General features: G+C 75.9%; 21 protein-coding genes and 2 pseudogenes. 13 read left to right on the forward strand and 10 right to left on the reverse strand.

Going from position 1 to position 26,845, the window contains the following annotated elements:
* Nucleotides 1-16 precede the first annotated feature (16 nt).
* On the reverse strand, nucleotides 17-1,294 hold the full coding sequence (locus FB457_RS27570; protein WP_486589148.1) for an MFS transporter: 1,278 nt from the start codon (nucleotides 1,292-1,294) through the stop codon (nucleotides 17-19).
* 430 nt (nucleotides 1,295-1,724) lie between these two features.
* On the opposite strand from FB457_RS27570, the gene FB457_RS27575 reads away from it, so the two are divergent.
* The 4 genes from FB457_RS27575 to FB457_RS27590 are packed head-to-tail and all read left to right on the forward strand — an operon-like array spanning nucleotide 1,725 to nucleotide 7,730.
* A complete protein-coding gene (locus FB457_RS27575) occupies nucleotides 1,725-2,906 on the forward strand; it encodes an ATP-grasp domain-containing protein (RefSeq protein ID WP_145783652.1) in 1,182 nt (393 codons plus the stop codon).
* Nucleotides 2,903-4,771, forward strand: a complete 1,869-nt coding sequence (locus tag FB457_RS27580) for an IucA/IucC family protein (RefSeq protein ID WP_145783634.1) — start codon at nucleotides 2,903-2,905, stop codon at nucleotides 4,769-4,771. Before FB457_RS27575 ends, FB457_RS27580 begins: the two co-directional genes overlap by 4 nt.
* Nucleotides 4,771-6,516 (forward strand): IucA/IucC family protein, encoded by a 1,746-nt coding sequence (locus FB457_RS27585; RefSeq protein WP_145783636.1) that lies wholly within the window; start codon nucleotides 4,771-4,773, stop codon nucleotides 6,514-6,516. Before FB457_RS27580 ends, FB457_RS27585 begins: the two co-directional genes overlap by 1 nt.
* On the forward strand, nucleotides 6,513-7,730 hold the full coding sequence (locus FB457_RS27590; RefSeq protein WP_047019477.1) for a type III PLP-dependent enzyme domain-containing protein: 1,218 nt from the start codon (nucleotides 6,513-6,515) through the stop codon (nucleotides 7,728-7,730). The genes FB457_RS27585 and FB457_RS27590 overlap by 4 nt, the downstream gene beginning before the upstream one ends.
* A 14-nt stretch (nucleotides 7,731-7,744) precedes the next feature.
* On the opposite strand, the gene FB457_RS27595 is transcribed toward FB457_RS27590, so the two are convergent.
* On the reverse strand, nucleotides 7,745-8,728 hold the full coding sequence (locus FB457_RS27595) for an ArsR/SmtB family transcription factor (protein ID WP_047019476.1): 984 nt from the start codon (nucleotides 8,726-8,728) through the stop codon (nucleotides 7,745-7,747).
* A gap of 178 nt (nucleotides 8,729-8,906) precedes the next feature.
* Here FB457_RS27595 and FB457_RS27600 point away from each other — a divergent pair, with 178 nt between their 5' ends.
* Nucleotides 8,907-9,899, forward strand: coding sequence for an alpha/beta hydrolase (locus tag FB457_RS27600; protein ID WP_047019475.1), 993 nt, complete (start codon nucleotides 8,907-8,909; stop codon nucleotides 9,897-9,899).
* Between the two features lie 84 nt (nucleotides 9,900-9,983).
* Nucleotides 9,984-10,733 carry a C39 family peptidase gene (locus tag FB457_RS27605; RefSeq protein WP_047019474.1) on the forward strand — a complete coding sequence of 250 codons (750 nt, stop codon included), beginning with the start codon at nucleotides 9,984-9,986 and terminating at the stop codon, nucleotides 10,731-10,733.
* A gap of 54 nt (nucleotides 10,734-10,787) precedes the next feature.
* Here the strand turns inward: FB457_RS27605 and FB457_RS27610 are convergent.
* Nucleotides 10,788-12,493, reverse strand: a pseudogene (locus tag FB457_RS27610) (glycoside hydrolase family 47 protein).
* Nucleotides 12,494-12,502: 9 nt separating this feature from the next.
* On the opposite strand from FB457_RS27610, the gene FB457_RS27615 reads away from it, so the two are divergent.
* Complete coding sequence (locus FB457_RS27615; protein ID WP_253911553.1) at nucleotides 12,503-13,294, forward strand: low temperature requirement protein A; 792 nt, start codon at nucleotides 12,503-12,505, stop codon at nucleotides 13,292-13,294.
* On the opposite strand, the gene FB457_RS27620 is transcribed toward FB457_RS27615, so the two are convergent.
* Nucleotides 13,269-13,487 (reverse strand): hypothetical protein, encoded by a 219-nt coding sequence (locus tag FB457_RS27620; protein ID WP_047019472.1) that lies wholly within the window; start codon nucleotides 13,485-13,487, stop codon nucleotides 13,269-13,271. The two genes, FB457_RS27615 and FB457_RS27620, sit on opposite strands and share 26 nt — an antisense overlap.
* Before the next feature lie 130 nt (nucleotides 13,488-13,617).
* Entirely contained in the window at nucleotides 13,618-14,925 is a 1,308-nt protein-coding gene (gene murA / locus FB457_RS27625) for a UDP-N-acetylglucosamine 1-carboxyvinyltransferase (protein WP_047019471.1), read from the reverse strand.
* Nucleotides 14,926-15,112: 187 nt separating this feature from the next.
* On the opposite strand from murA, the pseudogene FB457_RS27630 reads away from it, so the two are divergent.
* The 4 genes and pseudogenes from FB457_RS27630 to FB457_RS27650 form a co-directional block, all read left to right on the forward strand.
* Nucleotides 15,113-15,732, forward strand: a pseudogene (locus FB457_RS27630) (ATP-binding protein); the annotation flags it as partial.
* A 171-nt stretch (nucleotides 15,733-15,903) separates the two neighbouring features.
* Nucleotides 15,904-16,194: a helix-turn-helix domain-containing protein gene (locus FB457_RS27640; protein WP_078898756.1), complete on the forward strand. Its 291-nt coding sequence runs from the start codon at nucleotides 15,904-15,906 to the stop codon at nucleotides 16,192-16,194.
* A gap of 44 nt (nucleotides 16,195-16,238) precedes the next feature.
* Complete coding sequence (locus FB457_RS27645; protein ID WP_047019469.1) at nucleotides 16,239-16,640, forward strand: GNAT family N-acetyltransferase; 402 nt, start codon at nucleotides 16,239-16,241, stop codon at nucleotides 16,638-16,640.
* A gap of 188 nt (nucleotides 16,641-16,828) precedes the next feature.
* Nucleotides 16,829-17,608 (forward strand): NPP1 family protein, encoded by a 780-nt coding sequence (locus tag FB457_RS27650; protein WP_047019468.1) that lies wholly within the window; start codon nucleotides 16,829-16,831, stop codon nucleotides 17,606-17,608.
* Between the two features lie 22 nt (nucleotides 17,609-17,630).
* Here the strand turns inward: FB457_RS27650 and FB457_RS27655 are convergent, their stop codons facing one another.
* The 3 genes from FB457_RS27655 to FB457_RS27665 all read right to left on the reverse strand — a co-directional run bounded on the left by FB457_RS27655 (nucleotide 17,631) and on the right by FB457_RS27665 (nucleotide 22,040).
* The gene (locus FB457_RS27655) at nucleotides 17,631-18,419 is read right to left on the reverse strand and encodes an FHA domain-containing protein (RefSeq protein ID WP_047019467.1); all 789 of its coding nucleotides are present in this window, start codon (nucleotides 18,417-18,419) and stop codon (nucleotides 17,631-17,633) included.
* Nucleotides 18,420-18,496: 77 nt separating this feature from the next.
* A complete protein-coding gene (locus FB457_RS27660) occupies nucleotides 18,497-19,876 on the reverse strand; it encodes a serine/threonine-protein kinase (protein ID WP_052770577.1) in 1,380 nt (459 codons plus the stop codon).
* The gene (locus FB457_RS27665; protein ID WP_052770576.1) at nucleotides 19,863-22,040 is read right to left on the reverse strand and encodes a protein kinase domain-containing protein; all 2,178 of its coding nucleotides are present in this window, start codon (nucleotides 22,038-22,040) and stop codon (nucleotides 19,863-19,865) included. The genes FB457_RS27660 and FB457_RS27665 overlap by 14 nt, the downstream gene beginning before the upstream one ends.
* 187 nt (nucleotides 22,041-22,227) lie before the next feature.
* Here FB457_RS27665 and FB457_RS27670 point away from each other — a divergent pair, with 187 nt between their 5' ends.
* Together FB457_RS27670 and FB457_RS27675 are read left to right on the forward strand one after the other, a co-directional pair.
* Entirely contained in the window at nucleotides 22,228-22,716 is a 489-nt protein-coding gene (locus tag FB457_RS27670; RefSeq protein WP_047019466.1) for a glutathione peroxidase, read from the forward strand.
* A 98-nt stretch (nucleotides 22,717-22,814) separates the two neighbouring features.
* Nucleotides 22,815-24,275: a hypothetical protein gene (locus tag FB457_RS27675; protein ID WP_047019465.1), complete on the forward strand. Its 1,461-nt coding sequence runs from the start codon at nucleotides 22,815-22,817 to the stop codon at nucleotides 24,273-24,275.
* A gap of 12 nt (nucleotides 24,276-24,287) precedes the next feature.
* On the opposite strand, the gene FB457_RS27680 is transcribed toward FB457_RS27675, so the two are convergent.
* A complete protein-coding gene (locus tag FB457_RS27680) occupies nucleotides 24,288-25,505 on the reverse strand; it encodes an MFS transporter (RefSeq protein WP_145783637.1) in 1,218 nt (405 codons plus the stop codon).
* Nucleotides 25,502-26,761: an ATP-grasp domain-containing protein gene (locus FB457_RS27685; protein ID WP_145783639.1), complete on the reverse strand. Its 1,260-nt coding sequence runs from the start codon at nucleotides 26,759-26,761 to the stop codon at nucleotides 25,502-25,504. The genes FB457_RS27680 and FB457_RS27685 overlap by 4 nt, the downstream gene beginning before the upstream one ends.
* Between the last annotated feature and the right edge of the window lie 84 nt (nucleotides 26,762-26,845).

Consider the following 26,845-nt stretch of genomic DNA (forward strand, 5'->3'; position numbering starts at 1 on the left):
CCCGGGCGCCGGAGTCTCAGCGGTCGCGGTCCGCGCACGCGGCGTCGTCCGCCGGTTCCTTCTCGCCCTGCGGTGCGGCCCGGGGCTCGTTCTTGACGTCCGCCACCGCGGGGCGGCGCTCGCCGACCGCGGGGGCGAGGAAGATCGCCGTGGCGACCAGCGCGAGGACGGCGATCATCGCGGAGCGCAGCCCGTAGTGGTCGCCCAGGAAGCCGAGTCCCGGCGGGCCGACCAGGAAGGCCGCGTACGCGATCATCGCCACCATGCTCACCCGGGCCGTCGGGTTCGGGCCGGAGTCGCCGGCGGCCGAGATGGCGACGGGGAAGCCGAGTGAGGCGCCGAGCCCCCAGAAGAGCACGGCAGCGCCGGCGGCCACCGGATGGTCGACGAAGATCACCACGACGAGCCCGAGGGCCGCCGAGATCGCGCTGGTCCGGATCACGAGATAGCGCCCGAAGCGGTCGATGAAGAAGCCGCCGCAGAAGCGGCCGACGGTCATGGCGGTGGCGAAGCCCACGTACACCAGCGAACCCAGTGCGGCGTCGAGGTCGTGACCGTCGACCATCAGCAGCGGCAGCCAGTCGGTGGCCGCGCCCTCGGCGAGCGCCATGGCCAGCACGACCGCGCCGATCAGCAGCAGCCGGGTGTCCTGCCACAGCGGCCGGCCGCCGGCCGCGCCCTCGCTCGCCTCGGCCGCGTCCGCCTCCGCGGTGGCGGTCGGCTTGCCGACGCCGCCGGGTATGTCGCCGAAGGAGGCGAGGAAGACGGCGAGCGCGACGCCGGACATGATGATCAGATGCCACTGCACGGGGAAGCCGGCGGCCGTGGCCAGCATGCCGAGGCTCGCGCCGAGCACGGTGCCGAGGCTGAAGAACCCGTGCAGCGCCGTCATCACGGACCTGCCGAGCAGCCGCTCGACCTCCGCCCCCTCCACGTTGAGCGCGACCTCGCCGGAGCCGCCGCCGAGGCCGAACACGAAGAGCCCGGCGGTCACGAGGGCCGCCGACGAGGTGAGCGCCCCCGTCCCCACTCCCGCGACCCCGAGCGCGATCAGCACCGTGCCGCCGCCGATCACCGGCCGGGTGCCCATCCGGGCCACCAACGCCCCCGAGCCGGCGATGCCGATGGTGGAGCCCACGGACAGACCGAAGAGGATCAGGCCCATCTCCGCGGTGGACGCCCCCAGCTCGTCGCGGACGTCCGGGGTGCGCGTCACCCAGGACGCGAGCGACAGCCCCGGTATGAGGAACATCAGGGACAGCGACAGGCGCCGGCGGCGCGAGACGGTGGCCATCGGGGGCTCTCTTTCGAAAGGTGACTCGTCAGCGCCGGGGCGACGGCCGTGCGGGCATAGCAGGAGAACCGTGTCGCGGCACGCCTCCTCCCGCAGTGTCGTTCCGACCCCGCCGCGGGCTCAAACTCATTTCGGTACGTGGACTCGTTTCACGGGTTTCGACGGCACCCCCGTGCGGCCAGCGTTCTTGTGGCGGGTGGCGAGAGCGGACGCGGGTCACGGGCCCGTGCCGGACGTACGGTCCGCAGGCACCACCACAGCAGCTGCTGTCCGCACCCGGGGACGAGGCCGGCCGCGCGGCGCCGGGGCGGCGCGGACCCCCGGCGGGTTTTCCCGCCCCGTGCACCGGCGGGTGATCGACAGAGTAAGGTAAGCCTTACCTCTGCCGCCGGTGGCGGGTGCTTCCAGGAAGGTGTCGGGTCAGGATTCCGTGCGGTTATATCTGCTGGCGCGCAACCCCACCGACTCGGTCACGGACGGCTTCCTCCCCGCCGCCCGCCGCCTCGGCCTCACCGTCACCGTGCTCACCGACCAGCCCGCCGCCCACCGGCTGCGCGCCCCGGAGCCGGAGACCCTCGGCTGCGACGTCCGCGACTTCCGCGCCGTGATCGGCCGCATCTCCGCCCACCACCGGCCGGACGCGGTCTTCACCAACAGCGACCACCTGCAGACGCAGGCCGCGCTCGCGGCCGGTTACTTCGGGCTGCCCGCCAAGAACTGGCGGGCAGCCCACGCCACCAGGGACAAGGCCGAGATGCGCCGCCGGCTCGCCGCCGCGGGTGCGGAGCCGGTATGGGCGGCGGAGCTGCCGGCCGGCGCGGACCCCGCGGCGCTGGACGCGCCGTACCCGTGCGTGGTCAAGCCGCGCGAGGGCGTCGCCAGCGAGGACGTGGTGCTGGCGGCCGACGCGGCGGAGCTGGTGCGGCGGTGCGCGGAGATCCGGGCGCGGCGGCCGGGCGAGGCGCTGGTGGTGGAGGAGTTCCTGGCCGGCGAGCTGTACACGCTGGAGACGCTGGGCGACGGCCGAGTGCGCCACCTCCTCGGCGGCTTCCACACCGAGCTGTCGCCGCCGCCGCACTTCGTCGAGGAGCACATGTCCTACGTGCCCACGCACCCCGGTCCCGTCACGGCCCAGGTGCTCGGGCAGCTCGACGCGCTGGGCGTCGGGTTCGGCGCCTGCCACACCGAGTTCGTGGTGAGCGGGGGCCGGGCCCGGCTCGTGGAGGTCAACTACCGCGCCATCGGCGACCAGTGCGATCTCCTGCTCGCCCGGCTGCTCGGCATCCCGCTCTTCGCACACATCCTCCGCACGCACCTGGGCGAGCCGCTGCCTGCGGACCTCGGGGCGCGGACCGACGGGCGGGCCCGGCTGTCCTACCCGTGCGCCCGTACCGCCGGGACGCTGACGGCCGCGCCGGGCCCCGCGGACCTGGTGGTGGACGGGGTGGAGCTGACGTACCGGCCGCTGCGCGCGGTGGGCGAGCGGCACGCACTGCACCGCACCAACCGCGACTTCCTCGGTGTGGCCCGCGGCATCGGCACCGACCAGCGACGGGTGGACCGGGCGGTGGCGGACTTCCTGGCCGCGCAGCGGTGGGAGATCACGCCGTGACCGGGGCCGCGCCGGACTCGGGGGCAGGCGTGGACGCCGAGGAGGCGGAGCTGACGCTGCGGGTGCTGAGCGCGCTGCTGCGCGAGGACGCCGCCGGGCTGCGCACCCGTACGACGGCGCACGACCGGGCGGACGGGCGCTGGCTGCGGCTCGCGGACTCCGCGGGACCCGGCGCGCTGCTGCTGCCCGTGGCGCCGGACGGCTTCCAGGGCGCGTACGGCGCCCGCCTGCCGCTGCTGCTCCGCGAGTGCGGCGCCGCGACCGCCGAGATCACCGGGCTCGACGCCGTCCTCGCCGCCCTGGCGGGCCGCGCGGAGCCCGAAGACCGCGGCGGCTTCGCCGGCTTCGCCGCGGAGTGCCGGCAGGCGCTGGCCGCAGCGCGGCTGCACGCCGCCACCCGGGACGGGACGGCGGCGGCGCTCACCGCGCGGTACGGGGCAGAACCGGCGCGCTGGACCGGGCACGCCGGCACCCTCGCGTACGACACGCTCGCCGCCCGCCTCGACCACCCCGTCTACCCCGCCTCACGAGCGCGCGCCGGCCTCACCGAGGCGGAACTGCGCGCCTACGCACCCGAGTTCCACCCCCGCTTCGCCCTGCGCTGGCTCGCCCTGCCGTACGACGCGCTCACCCTGCGCGGCGCCCTCGACCCCGCCGCCGCGCCGGACCCGCCCGCCGCCTGGCCCGCCCCCTCCACCCTCGGCCTGCCGGCCGCGCTCGACCGCACCCATCTCGCCCTGCCCGTCCACCCGCTGACCCTGGGCGGCCCGCTGGACGGCGCGCTGCGCGCCACCGGTCTGGCCGCACGGGCGGCGCTCGCCCCCGTTCCGTACCTCGACGTGGTGCCGACCCTCTCCATGCGCACCGTCGCCTCGGCCGCCGACCCCCGGCTGCACCTCAAGCTGCCGCTGGCCACCGCCACCCTGGGCCTGCGCAACCGGCGCACCGTCAAGCCCGCCACCCTCGCCGACGGGGCGACCGTCCAGCGGCTGCTGGAGGCAGTCGTCCGGCGCGAGCCGCGCTTCCGCGAGACCGTGCTGCACGCCGACGAGACCGCCTACGCGCACGCGGGACACGATCTCCTCGCTGCGCTCTGCCGCCGCCAGCCCGCCGGGCTCGACGGCGCCCTCGTCGTCCCGCTGGCCGCCCTGCTGGCCCCCGCCCCCGGCGGCGGGCTCGTCGCCGACCACCTCGCGGACCGCTGGTACGGCGGCGACCCCCTCGCCCTCCTCGACGGCCTCCTCACCCCGCTCTTCGACTTCCAGACCACGCTCTTCGGCTACGGCGTCGCGCTGGAGTCGCACCAGCAGAACGTCTCGCTCGTCCTCGACCAGCCCGGCCGCACCGCCGGCGGACGCCCGCGCGTACGGCTGCTGTTCAAGGACGACGACGGCCCGCGCATCCACCACGCCCGGCTGCGCGCCGCCCTCGGGCCCGACGCGCCGGGCCCCGGCGACTTCGCCGACCCCCGCACGCTCTGCGACGGCGACGCTCCCGTGGCCGACGTCTTCGCCACGATCACCGTCCATCTGTGCGCCGGTGCCTACGCGTTCGGCCTCGCCCGGCACGGCCGCGCCCCGCTCGCGGCGCTGCTCGCCCTCGTACGCGACCGCCTCGCCGGGGCCGTGGCCCGGCTCGGCACCGGACCCGGCGAGCCGGGCGCCGTGCTGCGCGCGCACGTGCTGACCGCCGGGCACCTGCCGGTGAAGGCGATGGTCACCTCCGGGACGCTCATGTCCAAGGAGCGCTCGGGCGCGGCCGACATCAACAAGCACTACACCACAGGACCGAACTACCTCCGCGCCGCCGCCCCCGGGCCGCGGCCCGGCACCGTCCCGTACCCGTCCACCGGCTGGAACCGTTGATGCCCCGTACCGCCTCACCCGCCACATCGCCCGCGTCGGCCTCCCCCGCCGGCCTGCCGACCGCCGACGAGGCCGTGGCGCACACCCTGCTCAACTGCCTGCTGCGCGAGGTCTGCGGACCCGGGCGGCAGGCCACCGTCGGCGGCGGCCGGCTGCTGCTGCGGCTGCCCCGCCGGGGCGTGCTGCTGCGGGTGGCGGTGCGCCGCACCTCGCTGCTGGGCGCGCACCGCTTCCGCGGTCCGGCCGCCGAGTGGCGCGACGGCGACTGGGCGGAGGCCGGCTGGCGGCGGCTGGCGGAGCTGGTGCAGGACGAGCTGTCGGCGCGTACGGGCGTGCGCAACGACGAGTTCCTGGAGCAGGTCGCCGCCAGCCACCGCGGCACGGCCGACGCGCTGGCGGCCGTACGCGAACGGCGGGCGCCCGCGGCCGGCGCCGGGCCGCTCGCCGCGTATCTGGACTCCGAGCAGTCGCTTCCGCTCGGTCACCGCTTCCACCCCACGCCCAAGGCCCGCGACGGCGGCACCGCCGCCTGGTCCGCGTACGCCCCCGAGGCGGGCGCCGCCTTCCCGCTGCGCCACCTCGCGGTACGGGCCCACCTGACCGCCGAGGAGACCGCGCGGCCGGGCGCCGCCGCCCCGCTCGACCGGCTCCGCCCGGTCCCCGACGGCTACCGGCTGCTGCCCGTCCACCCCTGGCAGCACGAACTCCTCGCCGGCCACCCGGCGCTGCGCGCCGCCCTCGACCGCGGCGACGTGCTGGACCTCGGCACCGGCGCCCCGCCGTGCACGCCGACCGCGTCCGTGCGCACCCTGCACACCGGCGACGGCTTCCTGAAGTTCAGCCTCAACGTGCGCATCACCAACTGCGTACGCAAGAACTCCCGTTACGAGTTGTCCGGCGCGGTCGCCCTGACCCGGCTCCTGCACCCCGTGCTCGACGCCCTCGCCGCCCGCCACCCCGCCGCCGCCCTGCTCCGCGAGCCGGCCTATCGCGGCCTGGCGCTGCCGGGACCCGGCGGCGCGCCGGACCCGGCGCTGCTCGAAGGCTTCGGGGTGATCGTGCGCGACGGGCTGTCGGGCGTGCTGCGCCCCGGCGTCACCCCGCTGCTCGCCGCCGCCGTCGCCGACGAGTACCCGACGGGCCCCGCGCACCTCTCCCGGCTGCCGCCCACCGCCGCCCCGCAGACCGCCCTCGACTGGTGGTCCGTGTACCTGGAACTGCTCGTCCCGCCCGTCCTCGCCGCCTACTTCGACCACGGCGTGGTGCTGGAGCCGCACCTGCAGAACGTGCTGCTGTGCGTCGACGGCGAGGGGATGCCGGCGCAGGTGGTCTTCCGCGATCTGGAGGGCACCAAGCTGCTGCCCGGCCGGCACTCCGGCGCGCTCGCCGCCCTGCCCGCGGAGGTGGCGGGGCCGATCACGTACGACGCGAGCCGCGGCTGGCACCGGGTGGTGTACTGCCTGCTGGTCAACCACGTCGCCGACATGCTCGCCGCGCTCGCCGACCTGCACCCGCGGGCCGAGGCCGCGCTGTGGGCACGGGTCCGCGCCGTGCTGCTGGACTGCGCCCGCGACCTCGGCGACCCGCCCCGGCTGCGCGCCCTGCTCGGCGGGGCGCCGCTGCCCGCCAAGGCCAACCTGCTGACCCGCTGGGGCCGCCGCGCGGACCGCGAGGCGGGCTACGTCCACCTGCCGAACCCGCTCTCCGCCCCCTCCCCCGACTCCCCCCGCCGGAGCCACCGTTGACCGCCCCGACGCCCGCCGTGCTGGCCCGCCTCGGCGCCCTGGCGCCCGGGGAGCTGCCCGCGTACCTCTACGACCTGGCGGCCCTGCGCGCCCACGCGGCCGCCGTACGCGCCGCCCTCCCGGCGTCCGTCGAGCTGTACTACGCCGCCAAGGCCAACCCGGAACCGGCGGTCCTGGCCGCCCTCGCGCCGTACGTCGACGGCTACGAGGTCTCCTCCGGCGGCGAACTCGCCCACGTCGCCGCCGTGCCCGGCCGCCGCCTCGCCTTCGGCGCGCCCGGCAAGACGCCCGGCGAGCTGGCCGCCGCCCGTGCGGCGGGGGTGCACCGCGTGCACGTCGAGAGCCTGCACGAGCTGCGCGTGCTGGGCACGCTGACCGCGGACGCCCCGCCGGACGCGGGCACGGACGTCCTGCTGCGCGTCAACCTGCCCGTCGCCGACGGCTCGCTGGCGGGCAGCGCGCTGGCCATGGGAGGCCGGCCCTCCCCCTTCGGCCTGGATCCCGCCGACGCCGAGGAGGCCGCGCGGCTGCTCGCCGGGGGCGCGTACCCGGGGCTGCGACTGCGCGGCGTGCACGCGCACCTGGCCAGCGGGCTGGACGCGCCGCGGCTGCTCGGCGTGGCGCGCTCGGTGGTGGCCGGGGCGCTGAGGCTCGCCGGGCGGGCCGGGCTCGGCGCGCAGGGGCTGGAGGTCAACGTGGGCGGCGGCATGGCCGTCGACTACGCCGATCCCGGGGGCCGGTTCGACTGGCGCGCGTACGGCGACGGCCTCGCGGCGCTGGTCGCGGCGCACCCTGGGCTGACGCTGCGCGTCGAGCCGGGGCGGGCGCTCACCGCGTACTGCGGCTGGTATGTGACCGAGGTGCTGGACGTCAAGCGCAGCCACGGCGAGGAGTTCGCCGTGGTCCGCGGCGGCACCCACCATCTGCGCACCCCCGCGGCGAAGGGCCACGACCAGCCCTGCACCGTCCACTCCTCGCCCCGCCCGTGGCCGCATCCCTGGCCGCGGCCGGCGGCGCGCGGGGCGGAGGTCACGGTCGCCGGGCAGTTGTGCACGCCGAAGGACGTGCTGGCGCGGGGCGTCCCGGCGGCGGGGCTGCGCGCCGGGGACCTGGTGGTGTTCTCGCTGGCGGGCGCGTACGCCTGGAACATCTCGCACCACGGCTTCCTCATGCACCCGCACCCCGGCTTCCACTTCCTCGACGGACCCGGGTAACCCGGCTGGAGGAGTCAGCGGCCGAGGAGGTGCCGGCCGCGGCCCGTCAGCCGGTGCACGACGTGCGCGCCCGCGCGCTCGCTGCGCACCAGCCCGGCGCCGCGCAGCACCGTCAGATGGCCGCTGACGGTCGACGCCGGTATGCCGAGGCGGGCGGCGACCGACCCGGTGGTGGCGGTGGCGGCCAGCGCGTCGAGCACCCGGGCGCGGGCCGTGCCGAGCAGCGCGGCGAGCGCGGGCGGCGGCCGCCCGGGTACCGGTCCCGCCGGCTGGCGGCGTACCGGATAGACCACCACCGGCGGCAGGCTGGGGTCGGCGATCGCGATCGGCGCGGTGTGGCAGAAGAAGGAGGGGATGAGCCGGACGCCCCGGCCGCGCAGCCGCAGATCGTAGTCGACCGGGTACGGCGCCGTCAGCACCCCGCCGCGCCACCGGAACGGCCGCAGCGTGCCCAGCACCGCGGGCATCCCGCCGTCGAGCGCGGCCATCCGCCACTCGCGGTCCGCGGCGATGGTGGCCTCCACCTCGCTCCACTCCGGCACGATGAGCCGCGCGTGGAACTGCCGTACGGCGTCCGCGACCCGGCCGAGCTGCACCCGGTCCCCCGCCGCGAGCCGCCGGGTCCACGCGGGCAGCGGCCGGTGCCTGGCGGCTTCGCGCAGCTCGCGGGCGAGCCGCCGGCCGGGCGTGGCGAGCAGCGTCTCCAGCGCCGCGGACAGGCCCTCCTCGGACTCGACCGGGGTGAGGAAGTCGGGGAAGTACGCGGCGTCGGCGGGCGCCAGGTCGCGCAGCAGCCGGCAGGCGGCGCGCAGTTCGCCGCCGTGCAGCCGCGCCGCCGCGCGCCGCCGCCACGGCCGCAGCCGGGCGGGCAGCCGGGCCGGGGGCGTGCTGAGCACGTGCAGCCCGAGGATCGCCTCCCACATGGGGTCGGCGCTCCCGGTCAACTGCACGTGCCGGAAGTCCCGGTCGCCGAAGTGGATGCGGAGCGTGCCGGCCATGCCGTCACGCTAGGGCCCCGAACGCCCGGCGCGCCGTGGGCTTTTCGACCGAGCCGGAAATGCCCCGCCCGCCGCGCCCCGGGCCGCCGCCTACGATCCCTGGCCTGACACGGGAGCGCACGGGCCGGGACCGGCGGGCCCCTGCCCGGCGCCACGAACCGACACGGCCCAGGAGGTCATGGTGAGCGAAACCCGTCCCACCCGCCGGCGCGTGCTCAGGGCCGCGGGCGGCCTCACGGCGGCGGTGGCCGCCGGCGGCGCCGGCGTCCTCGGCGCGGCGGCGCCCGCCGGCGCCGCGAACGACGGCTTCGGCCTGCGGATCACCGACCGCAACGAGTCCGACCCGCGCATGTGGTACTACCGCTTCGCGACCGACGCGATCGGCTGGGACCCGGGCGTCAACGTCCTGCTCCCCGACGGCTACCACGACAGCGGGCTCCGCTACCCGGTGCTCTACCTGCTGCACGGCGGCGGCACCGACGCGGACTTCATCCAGTTCGACCGGCTCGGCATCCGGGCGCTGACCGCCGGCAGGCGCGTCATCGTCGTGATGCCGGACGGCGGCCACGCCGGCTGGTACTCCAACCCCGTCTCGTCCAACGCCGGGCCGCGGAACTGGGAGACGTTCCACATCGCCCAGTTGCTGCCGTGGATCGACGCCAACTTCCGCACGTACGCGGAGTACGACGGGCGCGCGGTCGGCGGGTTCTCGATGGGCGGCTTCGGCGCCCTGAAGTACGCGGCCAAGTACTACGGGCACTTCGCCTCGGTCAGCTCCCACTCGGGTCCCGCGAGCCTGCGCCGGGACGCCGGGCTCGTGGTGCACTGGGCGAACGTGTCGTCGGCCGCCGTGGAACTGGCGGGCGGCACGGTCTACGGCGCGCCGCTGTGGAACGAGGCGCGGGTGAGCGCCGACAACCCGATGGAGCGTCTCGGCAGCTACCGCAACAAGCGGGTGTTCCTGGTCGCGGGCACCAGCCCCGACCCGGTGAACTGGTTCGACACCGCCAACGAGACCCAGGTCCTGGCCGGCCAGCGGGAGTTCCGCGGCGCCCTGGCCGGCGCCGGCATCCCGCACGAGTGGCGCGAGGAGCCCGGCGGGCACGTCTTCCGCCCGGAGATCTTCCGCCAGGACCTCGACGGCATCATCGCCCGGCTGCGCAAGGCGTAGCGGCCGGATCCGGTACGGCCACGTCCGCGCCCGTACGCCCCGACCCCCCCGACACCCCCACGACCCCCCACTCCAGGAGACCCGATGCGTCAGCACCGCACTCCGCACGCTCCGCGCTCCCGCCTCGTCCCGACCGCCATCGCCACCGCGCTCGCGGCCACCGCCGCCTGCGCCGTGCTCGCCGCCCCGGCCACCGCCGCACCGGGCCCCGGCCCCACCGTGGCGTCCGTGCTGGAGCACGGCACCGCCTCGGGCACCGCCGTCGTCAGCGGGCAGAACCGCCCCGGCACCCGGCTGCACGTCGACGGCGAAAGGACCGCGGCCGCCCGTACGCTGGACGTCGACTACCAGGTCCAGGAGACCGGCTACTGGTGCGGCCCGGCCGCCACCCGTATCGCGCTGTCGGCGCGCATGGCCCCGCCCAGCCAGGGCGCGCTGGCGGCCCAGCTCGGCACCACCGAGGCCGGGACCGACCACATCGGCCAGGTCACGGGCGTGCTCAACGCCAACCTCGGCACCGGCTGGTACGAGACCAAGGAGATGCCGAACGACCCGCCCACGCAGGCCCAGCGCGACCTGCTGTGGCGGGACGTCGTGCTCGACGTCGACAACGGCTACCCCGTCGTCGCGAACATCGTCGCCCCGCCCGGCAACCAGCCGCCCGGCTACCCGCCGGACCAGACGATCTACCACTACTTCACGGTGATCGGCTACGACGACGCCCAGCGCACCGTCCTCATCGCCGACCCGGCGTCCTTCGGCGGCAACCAGATCTACTGGCTCTCCTTCGACCAGCTCGCCACGCTCGTCCCGCCGAAGGGCTACGCCGCCTGACGCCCCGCCGGGTGCGCCGGGGCCCGTCCGCGGGAGGGCGGGCCCCGGCGGCTCTCAGAGGCGGCGGGGCAGGCCGCGCAGGATCTTGCCCTCGGTCGACAGCACGTAGTCGCTGCCGTCGAAGCGGCGGGTGCGCGCGAACATCAGGTACAGGTACTTGAAGTTCTCCGCGAAGGCGTAGGCGGGGAACAGGTCGCCCTGGCGCATCGGGGAGGTCGTCACGTCCTCCAGGATCGTGTAGCCGCCGGGGACCCGGGCGTGGCCTTCATACCCTCGAAGTACTGCCACGCGGTGCGGCGGTAGAAGTCGTCCTTCGTCAGCCAGTACAGGTCGAAGGCGCCGTTGACGTACTCGGGCCGGAACTGGTTGCCGCGCGAGGTCGGGGTCATGGTGCCGTAGTCGATCTCCTCGGGCAGCACGGGCCAGCGCTGCAGGACCGACTCCCACGAGCGGTGGTAGCGCTCGCCCAGGCTCCGGTCGCCGCCCTTGGCGACCAGGCCGCCCCAGAACGACGCCAGCTCGGACTGGCGGCGCCCGCTGGTCTCGCCGGTGGCGAAGTCGACCTGGCGGTACCAGACATGGCCGTCCCACTCCTCCACCAGGTGCTCGGTCATGGCGCCGTTGAGCAGCCGCCACCAGCGCAGGCAGTCCCGGTCCCCGAACAGCTCCCAGGCGCCCCAGAGGTACTCGTAGAAGGAGTCGACGGGCGGGTTGGGGCCCTGGTCGGTCGGGTCGGTCCAGCGGCCGGTCTCGACGTCGAGCCGGGTGCCGAGGAGGTCGAGCGAGGAGCGCCGGTCCAGCACGGCGCGGTAGGCGCGCTTGGCCGCCTCGTAGTACTTGCCGTCGCCCGTGAGCTTCGAGAGCATCCCGAACTCCAGGATGTTCGTGCCGATCTCGGCGAGCGGCGGGGTGGTGCCGTGCACCTCGCCGGTGCGCAGGTTGGCGCGGGTGTACGGCATGCCGGTGGGCGACTTGGTGAACGCCGGCAGCAGCCGGTCGGTGAAGTCGACGCAGAGGTCGAGCAGCGACCGCCGGCCGGTGACGAGATGGCCGGCGAGCAGCCCGCCGACGACGCGGATGATGGCCTCGAAGACGTGGAAGTCGGCGTCGATGTCGAAGTCGAGGTTCTGCTCCAGCCAGTCGGCGGCCTCCGTCAGGTCGTCGTCCAGCTCCATCACGTACAGGGTGTCCAGCGCCTCGATCACGGACAGGCCCACGGGGTGGCCCGCGGCGAAGAACTCGTTCCAGGTGCCGGAGACGGGCCGTACCTCGTCGTGGCCCCAGGCGGCGGCGCGGTAGCCGTTCCAGGCGTGCAGGAACTCGGCGCGGATCTCGCGCGCGGCCTGCGGCCCCGCGGGTACGCGCACGGCGGCCGCGGGGTGCGCGGCGGGTCCCGGCAGGGCCCGCGCGGGCGCGGCCTGCGCCAGGGCGCCGGCGCCTGCGGCGGACGTCGCGGCGGCGGCTGCCAGCAGCCGGCGGCGGGAGAGAGGGGTGCGGTGGTGTGCGGCGGTGCCCATCGATGCTGCCCCTTCGCGGTTGGACGCGCCCCCCGACGCGCCTGACATCGTTGTCACGTGCGGTCGTGAATCGAGGCTAGCGGGGCTCGGGGCGGTGTCAATGGTGCCCGCGGAGTGTCGCGTTGCCCGCGGGACGGGTTCGCCGCGGGCTCCGGGTGCGCCGCGCGGTCCGTACGGCAGCGGGCGTACGCCCCCACGGCACCCCGCGCGAGTCCCCGCGGCGAGCGCCTTCCCATGGGGCATCGTCGCGCCATGACCGACTCCGCAGCCGCCGCGGGCGGCGGGCGGATGGCACACGGCCGGGTACCGATGACGGGCCGCGACCCCGGGGAGCACGGCCGGGCCGTCACCCCGCTGGAGCTGCTGCTGCCGGTGTTCACCCAGGGCGGTGCGGGCGGGACGCCGTGGCACCCGCACCACGTCGCCGAGCGCTACAGCCTCTTCGCCATCATCACCCTCGGCGAGGGCGTCGTCGGCACCGTCGCCTCCTCCGGCGGCCTCCTCGGCGGTCCGGACGGCACCGAGTGGACCGCGAACGCCGTGGCCGTCGTCGTCGCCGGCGCCGGGCTCACCTTCGGCATGTGGTGGGTGTACTTCACCACGCCCTTCGGCGACATCCTGGTGCACCGGCGCGCCCGCGGGTACCTCTTCGGGTACGGGCACATCCCCGTCTTCGCCGGCATCGCGGGCGCCGGCGCCGGGCTGCACGTGGCCGGGCTGTACCTGGAGCACCACGCCGCGATCGGCGAGACGGCCGTGGTGCTCTCCGTCGCGCTGCCCGTCGGCCTGTTCCTGCTCGTCGTCTACGCGCTGCACACCCTGCTGCTGTCCGCCAGGGACCGCTTCCACGCGCTGCTGATCTCGCTCACGCTCGCCGTGCTGGGCGCGGCCGTGCTGCTCTCCCTCACCGGGACACCGGTCGCGGTGTGCCTGCTCGTCGTGATATTCGCCCCGTGCGTCACCGTCGTCGGCTACGAGACGGTCGGCCACCGGCACCAGCAGCGGATGCTGGCGGCGCTCAGAGCCCGCCGTTCCCCGTCGTGAGGAGGAACTTGCCCACCGCCACCAGCAGCCCGAAGAACACCGCGACGCCGATCAGCACCACGGAAAGGCCGCGCGCCGCGCGCTGCGAGCGCCCCGACAGCCGCCGCGGCGAGTCGGCGGCCTGCCGGAAGCCCGCGGCCACCACCCCGGCCCCGCCCAGCAGCACGGCGGCCGCCACCCACCACCACTCCACGTCAGTCCCCTCCCGGATCCCGTCCCCGAACACGCTCCCGCCCGGCCCCGCGAGCCGCGGGTTTCCCTACGCCGGGAGCGGGCATCCCCCGCGCGCCGCCTCCCGCGGACGCCCCTGCTCCTCGCCGCCGCTACACCTCGACGCTGCGCAGCTCCAGGCCGAGCGCGCGGAACTGCTCGACGGGCCGGTGGTAGCCGCGCTCGATGTGGTGCACCCCGCGCAGCGTCGAGCCGCCGGTGGCGACCGCCGCGGCCAGCACGGCGGAGAACCCGGCGCGGATGTCGGGCATCGTGACGTCACCGCCGCGCAGGCCGCTGACGCCACGCACGACGGCGGAGTGCAGCGCGCCCGTGTCGTGGTAGCGGCAGGCGGGGCCGCCCAGGCAGGTGTCGTACACCTCGATCTCGGCGCCCATGCCCTGCAGTGCGGAGACGTACGCCAGCCGGTTCTCGTACACCGTCTCGTGCAGCACCGACATCCCCTCGGCCTGCGTGAAGAGCACCATCAGCGGCGTCTGCCAGTCGGTGGCGAAGCCCGGGTGGGTGTCGGTCTGCACGGCCGCGGCACGCAGCGTCCGCGGGGCCGAGGCCGTGATCCACTCGTCGGTGATCTCGAACCGGGCGCCCATCCGCGCCAGCGTGGTGATCGGCGTCACCAGCCGGTCCTGCGGGCAGCCGTGCACCCGCACCTCTCCCCCGGTGACCAGCCCGGCGACCAGGTAGGAGAACGCCTCGATCCGGTCGCCGCCGAGCCGGGTGGTGGCGCCGCCGAGCGCGTCGACGCCCTCGACGACGATGCGGCGGTCCGGGTAGAGGGAGATCCGCGCGCCCATGCGCTGCAGGAACAGCGCCAGCTCGACGATCTCCGGCTCGGTCGCGGCGTTGCGGATGACGGTGCGGCCCTCGGCCCGTACGGCGGTCAGCAGCACCGTCTCGGTGGCGCCGACGCTGGGGTACGGCAGGTCGATGCGGGTGCCGCGCAGCCGGGCGGCGCGGGCGTGGATGCCGTCCTCGGCCAGCTCCACCTCGGCGCCGAAGCGGCGCAGCGCGTCGAGGTGGAAGTCGACCGGACGGCGGCCGATGGGATCGCCGCCGACCATCGGCACGAACGCCTCGCCGGTCAGGTGCAGCAGCGGTCCGAGCAGCAGGATCGGGATCCGGTTGAGCCCGGTGAACGCCTTGTCGACGCTCGGGTCCGCCACCGGCGCCGGCACGACGGTGACCTCGCCGTCGGTGCGCTCGACCTTCATGCCCACGTGCTCCAGCATCCGGGCGGTGATACCGACCTCGCCGACGTCGGGCGCGTTGCGTATGGTGCTCGGCCCGGAACCGAGCATCGCGGCCACCATGTGCTTGCTCACCGCGTTCTTCGCCCCGCGCACGGTGACGTCACCGCGGAGCGGTCCGGACGGCTCGATCTGCCACAGCTTCCCATTCACCCGTGCAGCCTACGACCCGCGCTCCCCGGCCCCCTCCCCCGGCCCCGCACCGGCTCCTCTGCCAGCTTCCGGCAGCGCCTTCGTCCCGAACGGGTGAGGGCTGCCGTACGGCCTGCACGCTCGGCGGTGATCTGCGTACGCTGTGGTGGGATCGCGACCGACGTGGACGGACCGCCCCGGGGGTGCCATGGGATTCGGCTTCGGCCAGCGGCGCGGCGGCGAACTCCCGGTGGAGCTCACCGGCTTCGTCGGCAGGACGGAGGAGATCGCCCTGATCCGCGCCGAGTTGGCGCGGTCGCGGCTCGTCACGCTGGCCGGCCCCGGCGGGGTCGGCAAGAGCCGGACGGCGATGCGCGCCGCCGCCGGGCTCACTCCCGCTTCCCCGACGGCGTGTGGCTGGCGGAGCTGTCGGGGCTGCGCGATCCCGAGCTGCTGCTCACCTCGCTCGCCGCGGTGCTGGAGCTGCCGGAGCAGCCGGGCATGGGCACGCTGGACGCGATGGTGGCGCATCTGCGCGAGCGGCGGCTGCTGATCGTCCTCGACACCTGCGAGCATCTGCTGGACGCCTGCGCGATGCTCTCCGACGTGCTGCTGCGCGAGGCCCCCGGCGTCAGCGTGCTGGCCACCAGCCGGCAGCCGCTCGACGTGCCGGGCGAGCGCTGCCTGACGACAGCGCCGCTGGGCCCCGCCGACTCGCTGGAGCTGTTCGTGCAGCGCGCTGCGTCCGTGGCGCCGGGCTTCGCGGTCACCGACGCCAACCGCGAGCAGTTGCTCGCGCTTGCACATCTCGTGGGACCAGCCGATGGCGGTACGGAGCGTCTGGTGCCGGATGTGGGCGGTGCGCCGGCCGCCGGTCAGCACCTCGAAGCGGCGGTCGCGCCGGTCGGCCAGCTCCGCGAGCGGCACCGCCCGCAGCCGCACCGCGGCCAGCTCCAGCACCAGCGGCATGCCGTCGAGCCGGCCGACGACGGGGCGCGGATGCCGGGGGCGGCGGTCCTCGCGGCGGTGCGCACCGACGCGGACGAGCCGCCCGGCGGGGCCGCGGCCCCCGCGGCGACGGCGCTTCCGGAGGCGGACGGCAGGAGCGCGGCGCCCGCCCTGACGCGGCGGGAGCGCGAGGTGGCCGCGCTGGTCGCGCAGGGGCTGTCCAACCGGGAGGCCGCGGAGCGACTGGTGATCTCCAAGCGGACCGCGGACGCGCACGTGGAGCACATCTTCGCCAAGCCGGGGATCACCTCGCGCCGCGAGACCCCCGCCGTCCTGGAGTAGTTGCCGCTCCCCCGGCTTCGCCCCCGCGGCCGTACGCTCGGCCCATGACGATCACGTACGAGTGGCGCGGCGAGTTCGACAACGCCGACGTCAACGTCCTGCACGCCGAGGGGTTCCACCACCGGGTCCTGGACACCGACTGGCGCGCGCAACTGGACCGGCACAGCCTCGGCTGGGTGTGCGCCCGGGACGGCGGCGCGCTCGTCGGCTTCGTCAACGTCGCCTGGGACGGCGGCGTGCACGCCTTCGTCCTGGACACCGTCGTGCCCGCGGCGCGGCGGCGCGAGGGCATCGGCGTCGCCCTGGTCGCGGCGGCGGTGGCCGGTGCCCGCGCGGCCGGGTGCGAGTGGCTGCACGTCGACTTCGACGACGAGTTGCGCCCGTTCTACGTCGAAGGCTGCGGCTTCGAGCCGACGCCGGCGGGCCTCATCCCGCTGACCGGCTGACCCGGCCGACCGGCCGGCCCGCGCGCACCGAAGCGACGGCGCGGCGCCACCGCGCGGCCACCGGCTCTTCGCCCGGTCGCCGCGTCACATGTCACCCATGGGCGGCTTTGTGCCGTTGCCCGGCCGGTGACCGCGGCCGGAGGATGTGACGGTCGTCGGGGCTCCACGAAGCCGCCTGGGGAGGCCGCATGAGGTCGAGCAGCCGGATCCGCCGCGTATCCGCCGTCCTGGGCGGCGCGTTCGCGCTCGTCGTCGCCTTACCGCACGCCGCCTCCGCGGCGGCCGCCGCACCGCCGCAGGCGCTGCCGGCCAACGCGGACGGCCTGGAGCAGACCTTCCAGCCCGCGTACGACTACGACACCGACGGCTGCTATCCCACCCCGGCCATCGGCCCCGACGGCACGGTCAACCCGGGGCTGGAGCCGGGCGGCGCGCTCGACGGCGGCTGCCGCGACGCCGCGGACCTGGACAACACCAACGGTTACTCGCGCGCGAAGTGCAACAACGGCTGGTGCGCCGTCGTCTACGGCCTGTACTTCGAGAAGGACCAGGCCCTGCCCGGCACCGGTCTCTTCGGGCACCGGCACGACTGGGAGCACGTCGTACTGTGGATCCGGGACGACCAGGCGCAGTACGTCTCGACCTCCGCGCACGGCGACTTCGACACCTACCCGCGCGACCAGATCCGGTGGGACGGCACCCACCCCAAGGTCGTCTACCACAAGGACGGCGTCGGCACCCACGCCTTCCGCCCCGCCACCGGCAACGACGAACCGCCGGAGAACCACCACGGCGGCTGGCAGTTCCCCGATCTGGTGGGCTGGAACGGCTATCCCGCGGGGCTGCGCGACAAGCTCTCCACGACGGACTTCGGCAGCGCCAACTTCGGCCTCAAGGACTCCTCCTTCGTCTCCCACCTGGAGAAGGCCCTGCCCGCGGGCATCCCCTTCGACCCCGGCGCCCCCTGACCCGCCCGCCGGCCCCGCGGGTTCACGGCCCCAGCAGCGACAGGTCTTCCTTCTTGATCGTCGCGGTCTCCAGCAGGTCCGTGATGAGGTTGTGGTTGAGCGCGTTGCCCACCGGCGGCGGCACCTCCTTCGCCAGCAGCCCCTGCACCCCCTTGCGGCTGAGCTTCCGCCGCACGCCCGAGACGATGTGCGCGGTCGTCTTCTCCGTCCAGTTGCGGTGCGGTTCGCGCCGCTTCAGCTCGTCCGCGACCTGGGCCCAGGTCAGCGGCTGGGGCTGCGGGTCGCCCTGGAGATAGCGCTGGGCGAGGCAGACGATCACGAGCCGCTCGTCGTCCTCGAGTTCGCGCTCGTCGCTCAGGGTCGACTCCTCCTGCACGGTCGTCCCCCCCGCCCCGCCGCCGGGCCTGGCCGCGGAGATCCGTACCTCCAGCAGGTGGTCCTGGCGGGGTGAGACGACGAACAGCGGGGTGTAGCCGGCGGGCAGGAACGCCTGGTCGCCGCGGTGCACCAGCCGGGAGTCGGGGAAACGGATGGGGCGCTTCCCGGTGTTGGTGAGGACCCAGCGCGCGTACTGGCGGGTCAGGATCCCCTGCCGGCGGCTGACGTGCTGGTCCCCGCCGCCGACGCAGACGTGCACCTCAGGCTCGTTGCGCCCGAACACCACCGTGAAGTCCGCGTCGGGCGCCACGCTCATCCCGCCGTTCGCACCGAGCACGAACAGCGTCTCCGGCTGCGGCGGCACGTCGGCGGGCGGCAGCCCGCGGCTGAGGCTGCCGACTTCCTTCGGCAGCAGAATGATCTTGCTCGCCATGACGGGTACCCCCTTCTCCGGGTGACTGCGCCTCACCGTAACCATGCCCGCCCCGGAGGGGTCCCGAGCCCGGGAGACTAGGCGTTCGAGTCGGCGGGCGGGGCGCTCCAGGCGGTTTCGCCGCCGGCCTGGAGGCTGTACGGGCCGGGACCGCGCATGGCGGCGGGGAGGCCGGGGTCCGGCGAGCGCTGGGACATCCTCCTGACGCCGTCGACGTGGATCTCGTAGGCGACCTCGCCGTAGTGGGACAGGTCGATGCTCCAGGCGGCCTTGCCCTTCTCCCGGGGGACCTCGACGGTCTTGCGCCAGGGCAGCGCGACGTCCTTGAGCGTGACGGGCTCGCGGTTGACGGCGTACGTCATCTCCTCGACGGGCCCGTCGCCGGTGAGGGCGATCTCGACCGGCACCGGCTCGGGCGGCGGCGGCGCGGGTTCGGGTTTCCGTGCGGGCGGGGCGGAGTTCTCCGCCGCCGGGCGGGCGTTGTCCCGCGCCCCCGGCTCCGGGCCGTCCTCGCGGAGGCTGAGCAGGGCGACGGCCCCGGCACCGGCCGCGAGGGCCGCTGCACCGCCGAGGAGCAGGCGGCGGCGCGGGGACCCGGTCGGTGCCAGCGGCGGGTTGGCGGCCTCGCCGGCGTGCGCGTCGATCGCCGCGAGGACCGGCGCGGGCAGCCAGGCGGCGCCGGGCGGCGGGGCACCGGGGTCCGCGGCCGCCGCGAGGCGGTCGCCGAGCGCGGCGGGCGTGGGGCGTTCCGCCGGCTCCAGGCGGCGGCAGTCGGCGATCAGTTCGCGCAGGGCGGCGTCGTCCCCGGGGCCGGGCGGGTCGGCGGTGTCGGTGTCGGTGTCGGTGTCGCCGCGGGCGTAGGCGTAGGCGAGAGTGGAGCCGAGCGAGTACACGTCGGTGGCCGGTCCGGCCACGGCCCCCGCGACCTGCTCGGGCGACATGAAGCCGGGGGTGCCGGCGAGCTCCGCGGGCTGCGCCGCGGCGGCGATGCCGAAGTCGACGAGCTTGGGCCCGTCGGCGGTGAGCAGCACGTTGGCGGGCTTGACGTCGCGGTGGACGACTCCGGCGCGGTGCACCGCGGCCAGCGCCTCCGCGAGCCCGGCGGCCAGCCGGCGTACCGAGTGGGCGGGCAGCGGCCCGAACCGCTCCACCGCCTCGTGCAGCGATACGGACGGCACGAACTCCGTCGCCATCCACGGCACCCGGCCGCCGGGGTCGGCGGCGACGACCGGCGGGCTGTGCACGCCGCCCGCGGCGGTGGTGGCCGCGACCTCCCGGACGAAGTGGTCCCGCGCCTCGGGGCGTCCGGCCCGTTCGGCGTGCACGACCTTCACGGCGACCAGCCGCCCGCCGCGGGAGCGGCCGAGGTAGACGACGGCCGTGGCGCCGGTGCCCAGCCGCGCCAGGATGCGGTGCCCACCCAGGGAGCGGGGGTCGTCGGGCTCAAGGGGCTCCACTCGTGCCTCCGTTCGGCCGGCGTGCGGTGGGGGGTCTGAGTGCCTGTACGTACCCGTCGGGGAGACCGGCGAAGACCAGCCCGGCCGGGCCGGCGGCGACGACGTGGACGTACTCGGCGCCGCCGTACGTCCACAGGACGTCTCCGCCGGACGGGTCCAGAGCGTACAGCCGCGGACGCCCGCCCGTGGTGCCGTCTTCCGCAACGCTCCCCCAGACGTGCACGGCACCGCCGGCGAGGCCGGCGAACTCCACCCCCGGCAACGACCAGCCGGCCTCCCCGGTGTCCGCGTGGCACGCGTGGAAGCGGCGGTCCTCGGTGAGGTAGAGGATGCCGTCGCCGGCGGCGTGGACGGTGCTGGGGTACACGAGTTCCTTCTCCCAGGCGACGGCTCCGTCCGCCGCGGCGAGGGCGACGAGGCGGAGGTAGGCGTCGCAGACGAAGACGAGGCCGTCCGCGGCGAGCACGGCGGTGGAGTTCTCGGCCGGGTGGCTCCAGCGCTTCCCGCCGCCGGCGGCGTCGAGCGCGTGGACCTCCTCACCGTCGTCGGCGACCACGAACCCGGAGCCGGTGGTGAAGGAGAAGGCGGTGGTCCCGTCGGACCAGCGCTCGTCGCCGCTGCGGCTGTCCAGCGCGACGATGCCCCCGGTGGCGACGTAGGTGAGGCCGTCGGCGGCGGCCACGGCGTGGAAGATGCCGAACTCCTCCGCATACGTCCAGCGTTCGCCGCCCGAGGCGGGGGCGAGGGCCAGGACGCGCTGGGTCCCGGCCCCCCGCGGACCGACGAGGTAGGCGGCGCCGGCGCCGGTGGTGAACTCGCCGTCGCCGCCGGAGCCCCAGCGACGGTGCCACGACTCGTCGCCGGTACGGGGATCGAGGGCCTGCACGCCGCCCTTCTCGCCGCCGTGGGCGAACACCACGCCGCCGGCGGCGTGGAGCCCGGTGAGGCTCTCACCGCGGTAGCGGGCCCGTACCCGCCAGACCTCCGCCGCCTCGGCGGGCGGCGCGGCCCGGGCACCGGAGTCCGTGCGCGGGCGGTGGCCTCCCGCAGGCGGGGAGTCGTCGAACGCGTCCAGCAGCGGGCGGGTGAGGGCCCCCGCTCCGGCGACCCCCGCGGCGGTCAGCGCGACGAGCAGGGCGCGGCGGCGGGGCCGCAGCGCGCCGCGGGCTTCGCCTTCCTCCCCCGCCTCCCCCGCTTCTCCCGTGCCGGTCGCGGCCGTCCCGGCGAACGGGTCCGCGGTCGCCTCCCCGGGCCGTACCGACCCGGCCGCGCCTCCTCCCGGCCACGGCGCGCGGGCGCTGGGGGCGTCGATCTCCTCGGCGAGCGCGGCTGGCAGCCAGCGCGTGCCGTGCACGCTCTCCGCGGGCTCCCCCAGCAGGTCGAGCAGCGCCGCCGCGGCCGGTCTGCGGCGCGGCTCCGCGCGCAGGCAGGCCGCGACGACGCTCCGCAGCCTGCGGTCCTGCACGCCCGCGAGGTCGGCCTGCCCGCGCTGGATGCGCCGCAGCGTGTCGATCCGGTTGCCCGCGTCGAACGGAGCCCTGCCCGTCGTCGCGTATGCGAGCACCGAGCCGAGGGCGAACACGTCGGCGGGCGGCCCGGCCCGGCCGCCGGCGGCCTGCTCCGGCGACATGAACCCGGGCGTGCCGATCAGCGCGCCGTCCTGGGTGAGGGTCGCGGAGTCCTCGGGGCGGGCGATGCCGAAGTCGATGACGCGCGGGCCGCCGGGCGTGAGCATGATGTTGCCGGGCTTGAAGTCGCGGTGCACGAGCCCGGCGCCGTGGATCCCGGCCAGCGCCTCCGCGAGCGCCGCGGCGAGCAGCCGCACCACGGGGGCGGGCAGCGCGCCGAAGGTCCCGACGGCCTCGTCCAGCGAGAGCCCCGGCAGATAGGCGGTCGCCAGCCACGGCGGGTCCGCGTCCGGGTCGGCGCCGACGAGCGGCGCGGTGTACGCGCCCGTGACCCTGCGGGCGGCGGCGACCTCGCGGCGGAAGCGGGCGCGGTAGCGGCCGTCGACGACCAGCCGGGGGCGTACGACCTTGACCGCGACGAGCGTCCCGGCGGGCGAGCGGCCGAGATAGACGACGCCCATCCCTCCGGCGCCGAGCCGCTTCAGCACGCGGTACCCGCCGATCTCACGCGGGTCCCCGTGTTCCAGCTCCGCCAACGCGCCCCTCCCCTCCGCGCCGGGACCGCCGTGCCCATGCCGTACGCCGTGTGCGTGCCGTGCCGACCAGCCGAAGCGTAGGCCCACCGGGTGCCCTTCCGTTCATCCGCAGATGGCAGACTTGCGGCGGGTGCGGGTGAGGCCGTACCCGAGGCGATGACCGCACGCGGAGAGGACCTGCTTGCCCATGAGCGTCTACGACGTCGAGCTGCGCACCCTGGCCGGCGAACCCGCCTCGCTGGGGCGATTCCGGGGCACCGCGGTGCTCGCCGTCAACGTGGCGTCGAAGTGCGGTCTCACGCCCCAGTACGCGGGCCTGGAGAAGCTGCACACGCAGTACGCGGCCCGCGGGTTCGCGGTCGCCGGGTTCCCGTGCAATCAGTTCGGCGGTCAGGAGCCGGGCACGGCCGAGGAGATCGCGACGTTCTGTTCGGCGACGTACGGCGTGACGTTCCCGGTGTTCGAGAAGATCGAGGTGAACGGCCCGGACCGGCACCCCCTCTACCGGGAGCTGGTGCAGACGCCGGACGCGGACGGCACGGCGGGCGATGTCCAGTGGAACTTCGAGAAGTTCCTGCTCGACCCGGAGGGCAGGCCGGTCGCCCGGTTCCGCCCGCAGACCACGCCGGACGACGCCGCGCTGATCGCGGCCGTCGAGGCCGTGCTGCCGCGCTGACGGAGCCTCCCGTACGCGGGCGGCGGATGCCAACGAACGTGCAACGATCGCCCGTTCGGCGGGCCGGCCGCCGTTCGCGCGCTGCGACAGTGGCGCGCATGACCCGTCGTGCCACGCTCCCCGCGCTCGTCCTGTGCCCCCTGCTCGTCCTCACCGCCTGCGGTGAGGACGGCGCGGGCGGCGGGCCGTCCCCCACGGCGGACGGCGCGCCGGAGCCCGGCGTGCCCGCGCCCCCGGCCGCGAGCCGGGCCCCGGCGCCCGGCGACGGCTCGCAGGACCCCGACGACATCAACGGCGACGGGCACCGCGACCTCCTCGTACCGGTCTTCCCCGGCGACGACCGGCAGACCGCAGAGGAGCGCGTCGCCGTCGTCTACGGCTCGGCGGACGGCCTGGACCCGGCGACCCGTACGGTCTACGGACGCCGCGACCTCGGCCTGCCCGCCCTGCCCGCCGGCTTCCCCGGGCCGGACGGCCTCCGCGCGGCCGACGTGACCACCGCCGACCTGGACGACGACGGCTTCCCCGACTTCGTGACGACGCCCTCCACCGAGACCGCCGAGCGGCAGGACCCGAGGGGGGAGCCGGCGGCGCCGTACGTGAGCTTCGGCGGCCCGGAACAGCCCGCCGCGAAGCCCGAGGCGGTTCCGCTGCGGCTGCCGGGCGTGGCCGGCGTGGAGCCGGGCTCGCTGGTGCGCGGGGACTTCGACGCCGACGGCCACCACGATCTGGCGGTGCCGGAGCGGGCCACCCCGGGTGCGGCGAGACTGGTGGTGGTGTACGGGCCGTTCAGCCGGGCGGGCGAGCCCGCGCGCATCGACACGAGCCTGCCGTACGAGGAGGGCACACTCTCCGCCGACGGGATCGACCCCACCGGCGAGCCGCGCGCGACCGCGCTGCTGCGGCAGGGGCTCGGCGACGGCGGGCAGGACCCGAACACGCTCTACCCGGCGCGCCCCGGCACCGGGCTGACCGGCGAGGTCCGCGAGCTGACCGCCGGCAGCGGCCACGCCTTCGGGGACTTCGACGGCGACGGAGAGCGCGACGTCGCGGTGGGCGACGACGGCGGCCGCAACAACGAGCCCGGCTACGAGACGGAGGCGCCGGAGGTCGACGGCAGGGCCACCCTCTACCCCGGCAGCGGCGACGAGCCCGTCGTCCTCGACCTGCCCGAGCCGCCGGCCGGCGAGGACTCGTACTACGGCCCCGGCGGCTTCGCCGCCGCCGACCCGGACGGCGACGGCCGCGACGCGCTGCTCGTCGCGACGTACGACGGCGCCGTGCTCCTCGACGGCGACGCGCGCACGCCCGTGCTGCGCGAGGGTCCGGCCCGGACCGCGGACGGCGAGCGGACGAAGGCGGAGGACCGCAACGCCCGGCCGGTCGGCGCCGCCGACTTCGACGGAGACGGCCGGGACGAGCTGATCCTCAACTGGGCGCCCGACCCGCTCTTCGCGCTGTACGGGGAGAAGCCCGCGTACTGGTGGATCACCGAGGGCGCGACGGACCGCGACGCGGTGACGTTCGCCACGACGGAGTTCGCGCCCCGCCGCTCCTGAGAGGTGGGGGCGTCAGCCGGCCGGGGCGGGGCGGGGCGGCAGGCAGAGGTACGCGGACAGCACCCCGGCGGCGGCGACCAGGCTCCACAGCGCCCAGGGCCCGACGGCGTACGCGGCGCCGCCGAGGAGCGGCCCGGCACCGGTGCCCACGGTGTACGCGGCGCCGTGCAGGCCCTGGTAGCGGCCGGTCAGGTGCGGCGGGGTCAGGCTGCCGAGGTAGGCGTACGAGACCGAGCTGGTGATCATCTCCCCGCACGTCCACACCACGACCGTCGCCGCCAGCAGGGTCATGTCCGTCATCAGCCCGGTGAGCGCGAGCCCTGCGCCGACGAGGAGGTTCCCGGCGGCGAGGACGTGCTCCGGCCGGTAGCGGGCCACCGCGCCCGTCGCGGGCAGCTCCAGGGCCAGCACCAGCAGGCCGTTGAGCCCGATGAGGAGGCCGAAGTCGCGGGCGTCGAGCCCCGCGTCGGTGACGTGCAGGGGCAGGCCGACGGTGGACTGGATGTAGACGAACTCGGCGACCGCGGTCATCAGCAGGAAGCGCAGCAGGAGGCGGTCGGCGAGCGCCCGGCGGTATCCGGCGGCCCGTTCGGCCTGCTCTTCTTCCGCCGCCCGCGGGCGGGGCGCGTCGCGCAGCAGCACCGCCGCGACCACTCCGAAGAGCAGGGAGGCGGCGGCGTTGGCGAGGAAGAGCTGCGTGTACGAGACGCCGGCCAGCACGCCGCCGGCGACTCCGCCGAGCGCGGCGCCGGTGTTCATCGCGGCCCGGAACACGCCGAAGGCGGCGAGGCGCTGCCGGTTGGTCGTCACCGAGTCGAGCAGCGCCGCGGCGGCGGCCGGGCGGTAGACGTGCGACGTGACGCCTATGAGCCCGACGACGGCGACGATGGCGGACAGCGGCCCGAGGTACGGCACGGCGGCCGTCAGCCCCGCGGTGGTGACGCCGGAGAGCACGATGGTCCAGCGGCGGCCGAGGGTGTCGGCGAGGTAGCCGCCGAGCGTGTTGCCGAGCACGTTGCCGAGGCCGGAGACGCCGAGCACGAGGCCCGCGGCGCCGGCGGAGTGACCGCGCCCGGTGAGGTAGAGCACGAGGAACACGGGCAGGAAGTTGCCGACCCGGTTGACCAGGATGCCGAGGCTCACGATCCACACCCGTCCCGGCAGACCGCGCAGGGCGTCGCGGAACCGCTGCTCGGCGGCGTCCGGAAGGCCCCGCGGGGCGGCGGTCACGGGGCGGGCTCGGTGCGTATCCGGACCGCGGCGGCCAGGCGGCGGGCGTGGGCGGCGGCCTCGGCGGCGGTGGCACCGCGGGTGAGGACGTGGCCGGCCTTGTCCTCGTTCCAGGTCAGCGGGGACACCACGGCGCCGGGCCGCACGCCGAGCCGGAGTTCGACGCAGGCGGGGTCGGCGCGCACCTCGTCGGCGCCCGTCACCGCCACGACGCGGCCGGGTTCCGGGGTGAGGAACCGCACGGCCGCCCCGCCCCGCGGCTCTGGCGCCGCGGTCAGCGGCGGCAGGACGCCGAGCCCGGCGGCCAGGGCGTGGCTCTCCATGTCGACGCCGTAGGCGATCTCGGTCAGCTCGTTGATGCGGTCCCCGCCGACGCGGTTGTGGGACTCGACGATCCGCGGGCCGCGGGAGGTGAGCTTGACCTCGGTGTGCCCGGGGCCGTTGCGCAGCCCGACGGCGTCGAGGAAGTCCGCGACCAGCCGCGTGACGTCGCGCAGCGTGCCGGGCGCGACCGCGCTGGGCTGCGCGTGGCCGATCTCCACGAAGCCGGCGCCGCCCGTCTCCTTGTCGGTCACCGCGACCACCACGTGCCGGCCGTCGAAGCTCAGGGTCTCCACGCTGATCTCCGGTCCGTCCAGGTACTCCTCCATGAGGAACTCCTCGAAGGAGCCGGCGTCGGAGAGGTCGCGCGCGGTCCACGCGCCGTCGAGCGCCCGGAAGCGGTCGGCGACGGTGTCCGCCGCGGCCAGGTCCCGTACGTGGAACACGCCCAGGCTGCCGGATTCGCGGACCGGCTTGACGATGACCGGCAGCCCGTGGGCCGCGGTGAACTCCCGGACGTCCGCCGCCGACCGGCCGACCGCCGCGGCCACCGGGCTGACGCCGCGCTCGGCCAGGCGCCGGCGCATCCGCCCCTTGTCGAGCAGCAGTTCCACGGTCTCGACGGACTCGCCGCCCAGCCCGAGCGCCTCGTTGATCCGGGCCGCGGGCAGCAGTCCCAGCTCGAAGAGCGACACCGCCGCCCGTACCGGATACGCCGCGTGCAGCGCCCGCACGAGCGGCAGGAGCCGGCCGGTGTCGGCGTAGTCGAGCAGCAGGGCCTGATCGACGTACGGCCAGTGGCCGCTGCCGTACGCGTCGGGGTACTGGACGTGCACGACGTCCAGGCCGAGCGCCCGGGCCTTGCGCACCTGCGCGAGTCTGCCGCCGACGACGAGCACGCGCGGGCGCGCGGCGGCGGACCGGGAGATGTCCATGATCGTTTCCCTGCTTCCTGGGGTGGGACACCCGACACGCTACGACCGGTTCCGGACAATCCACTTCCGGAATACCCCACGGCC

It is taken from the genome of Streptomyces sp. CNZ287 (assembly GCF_007827615.1).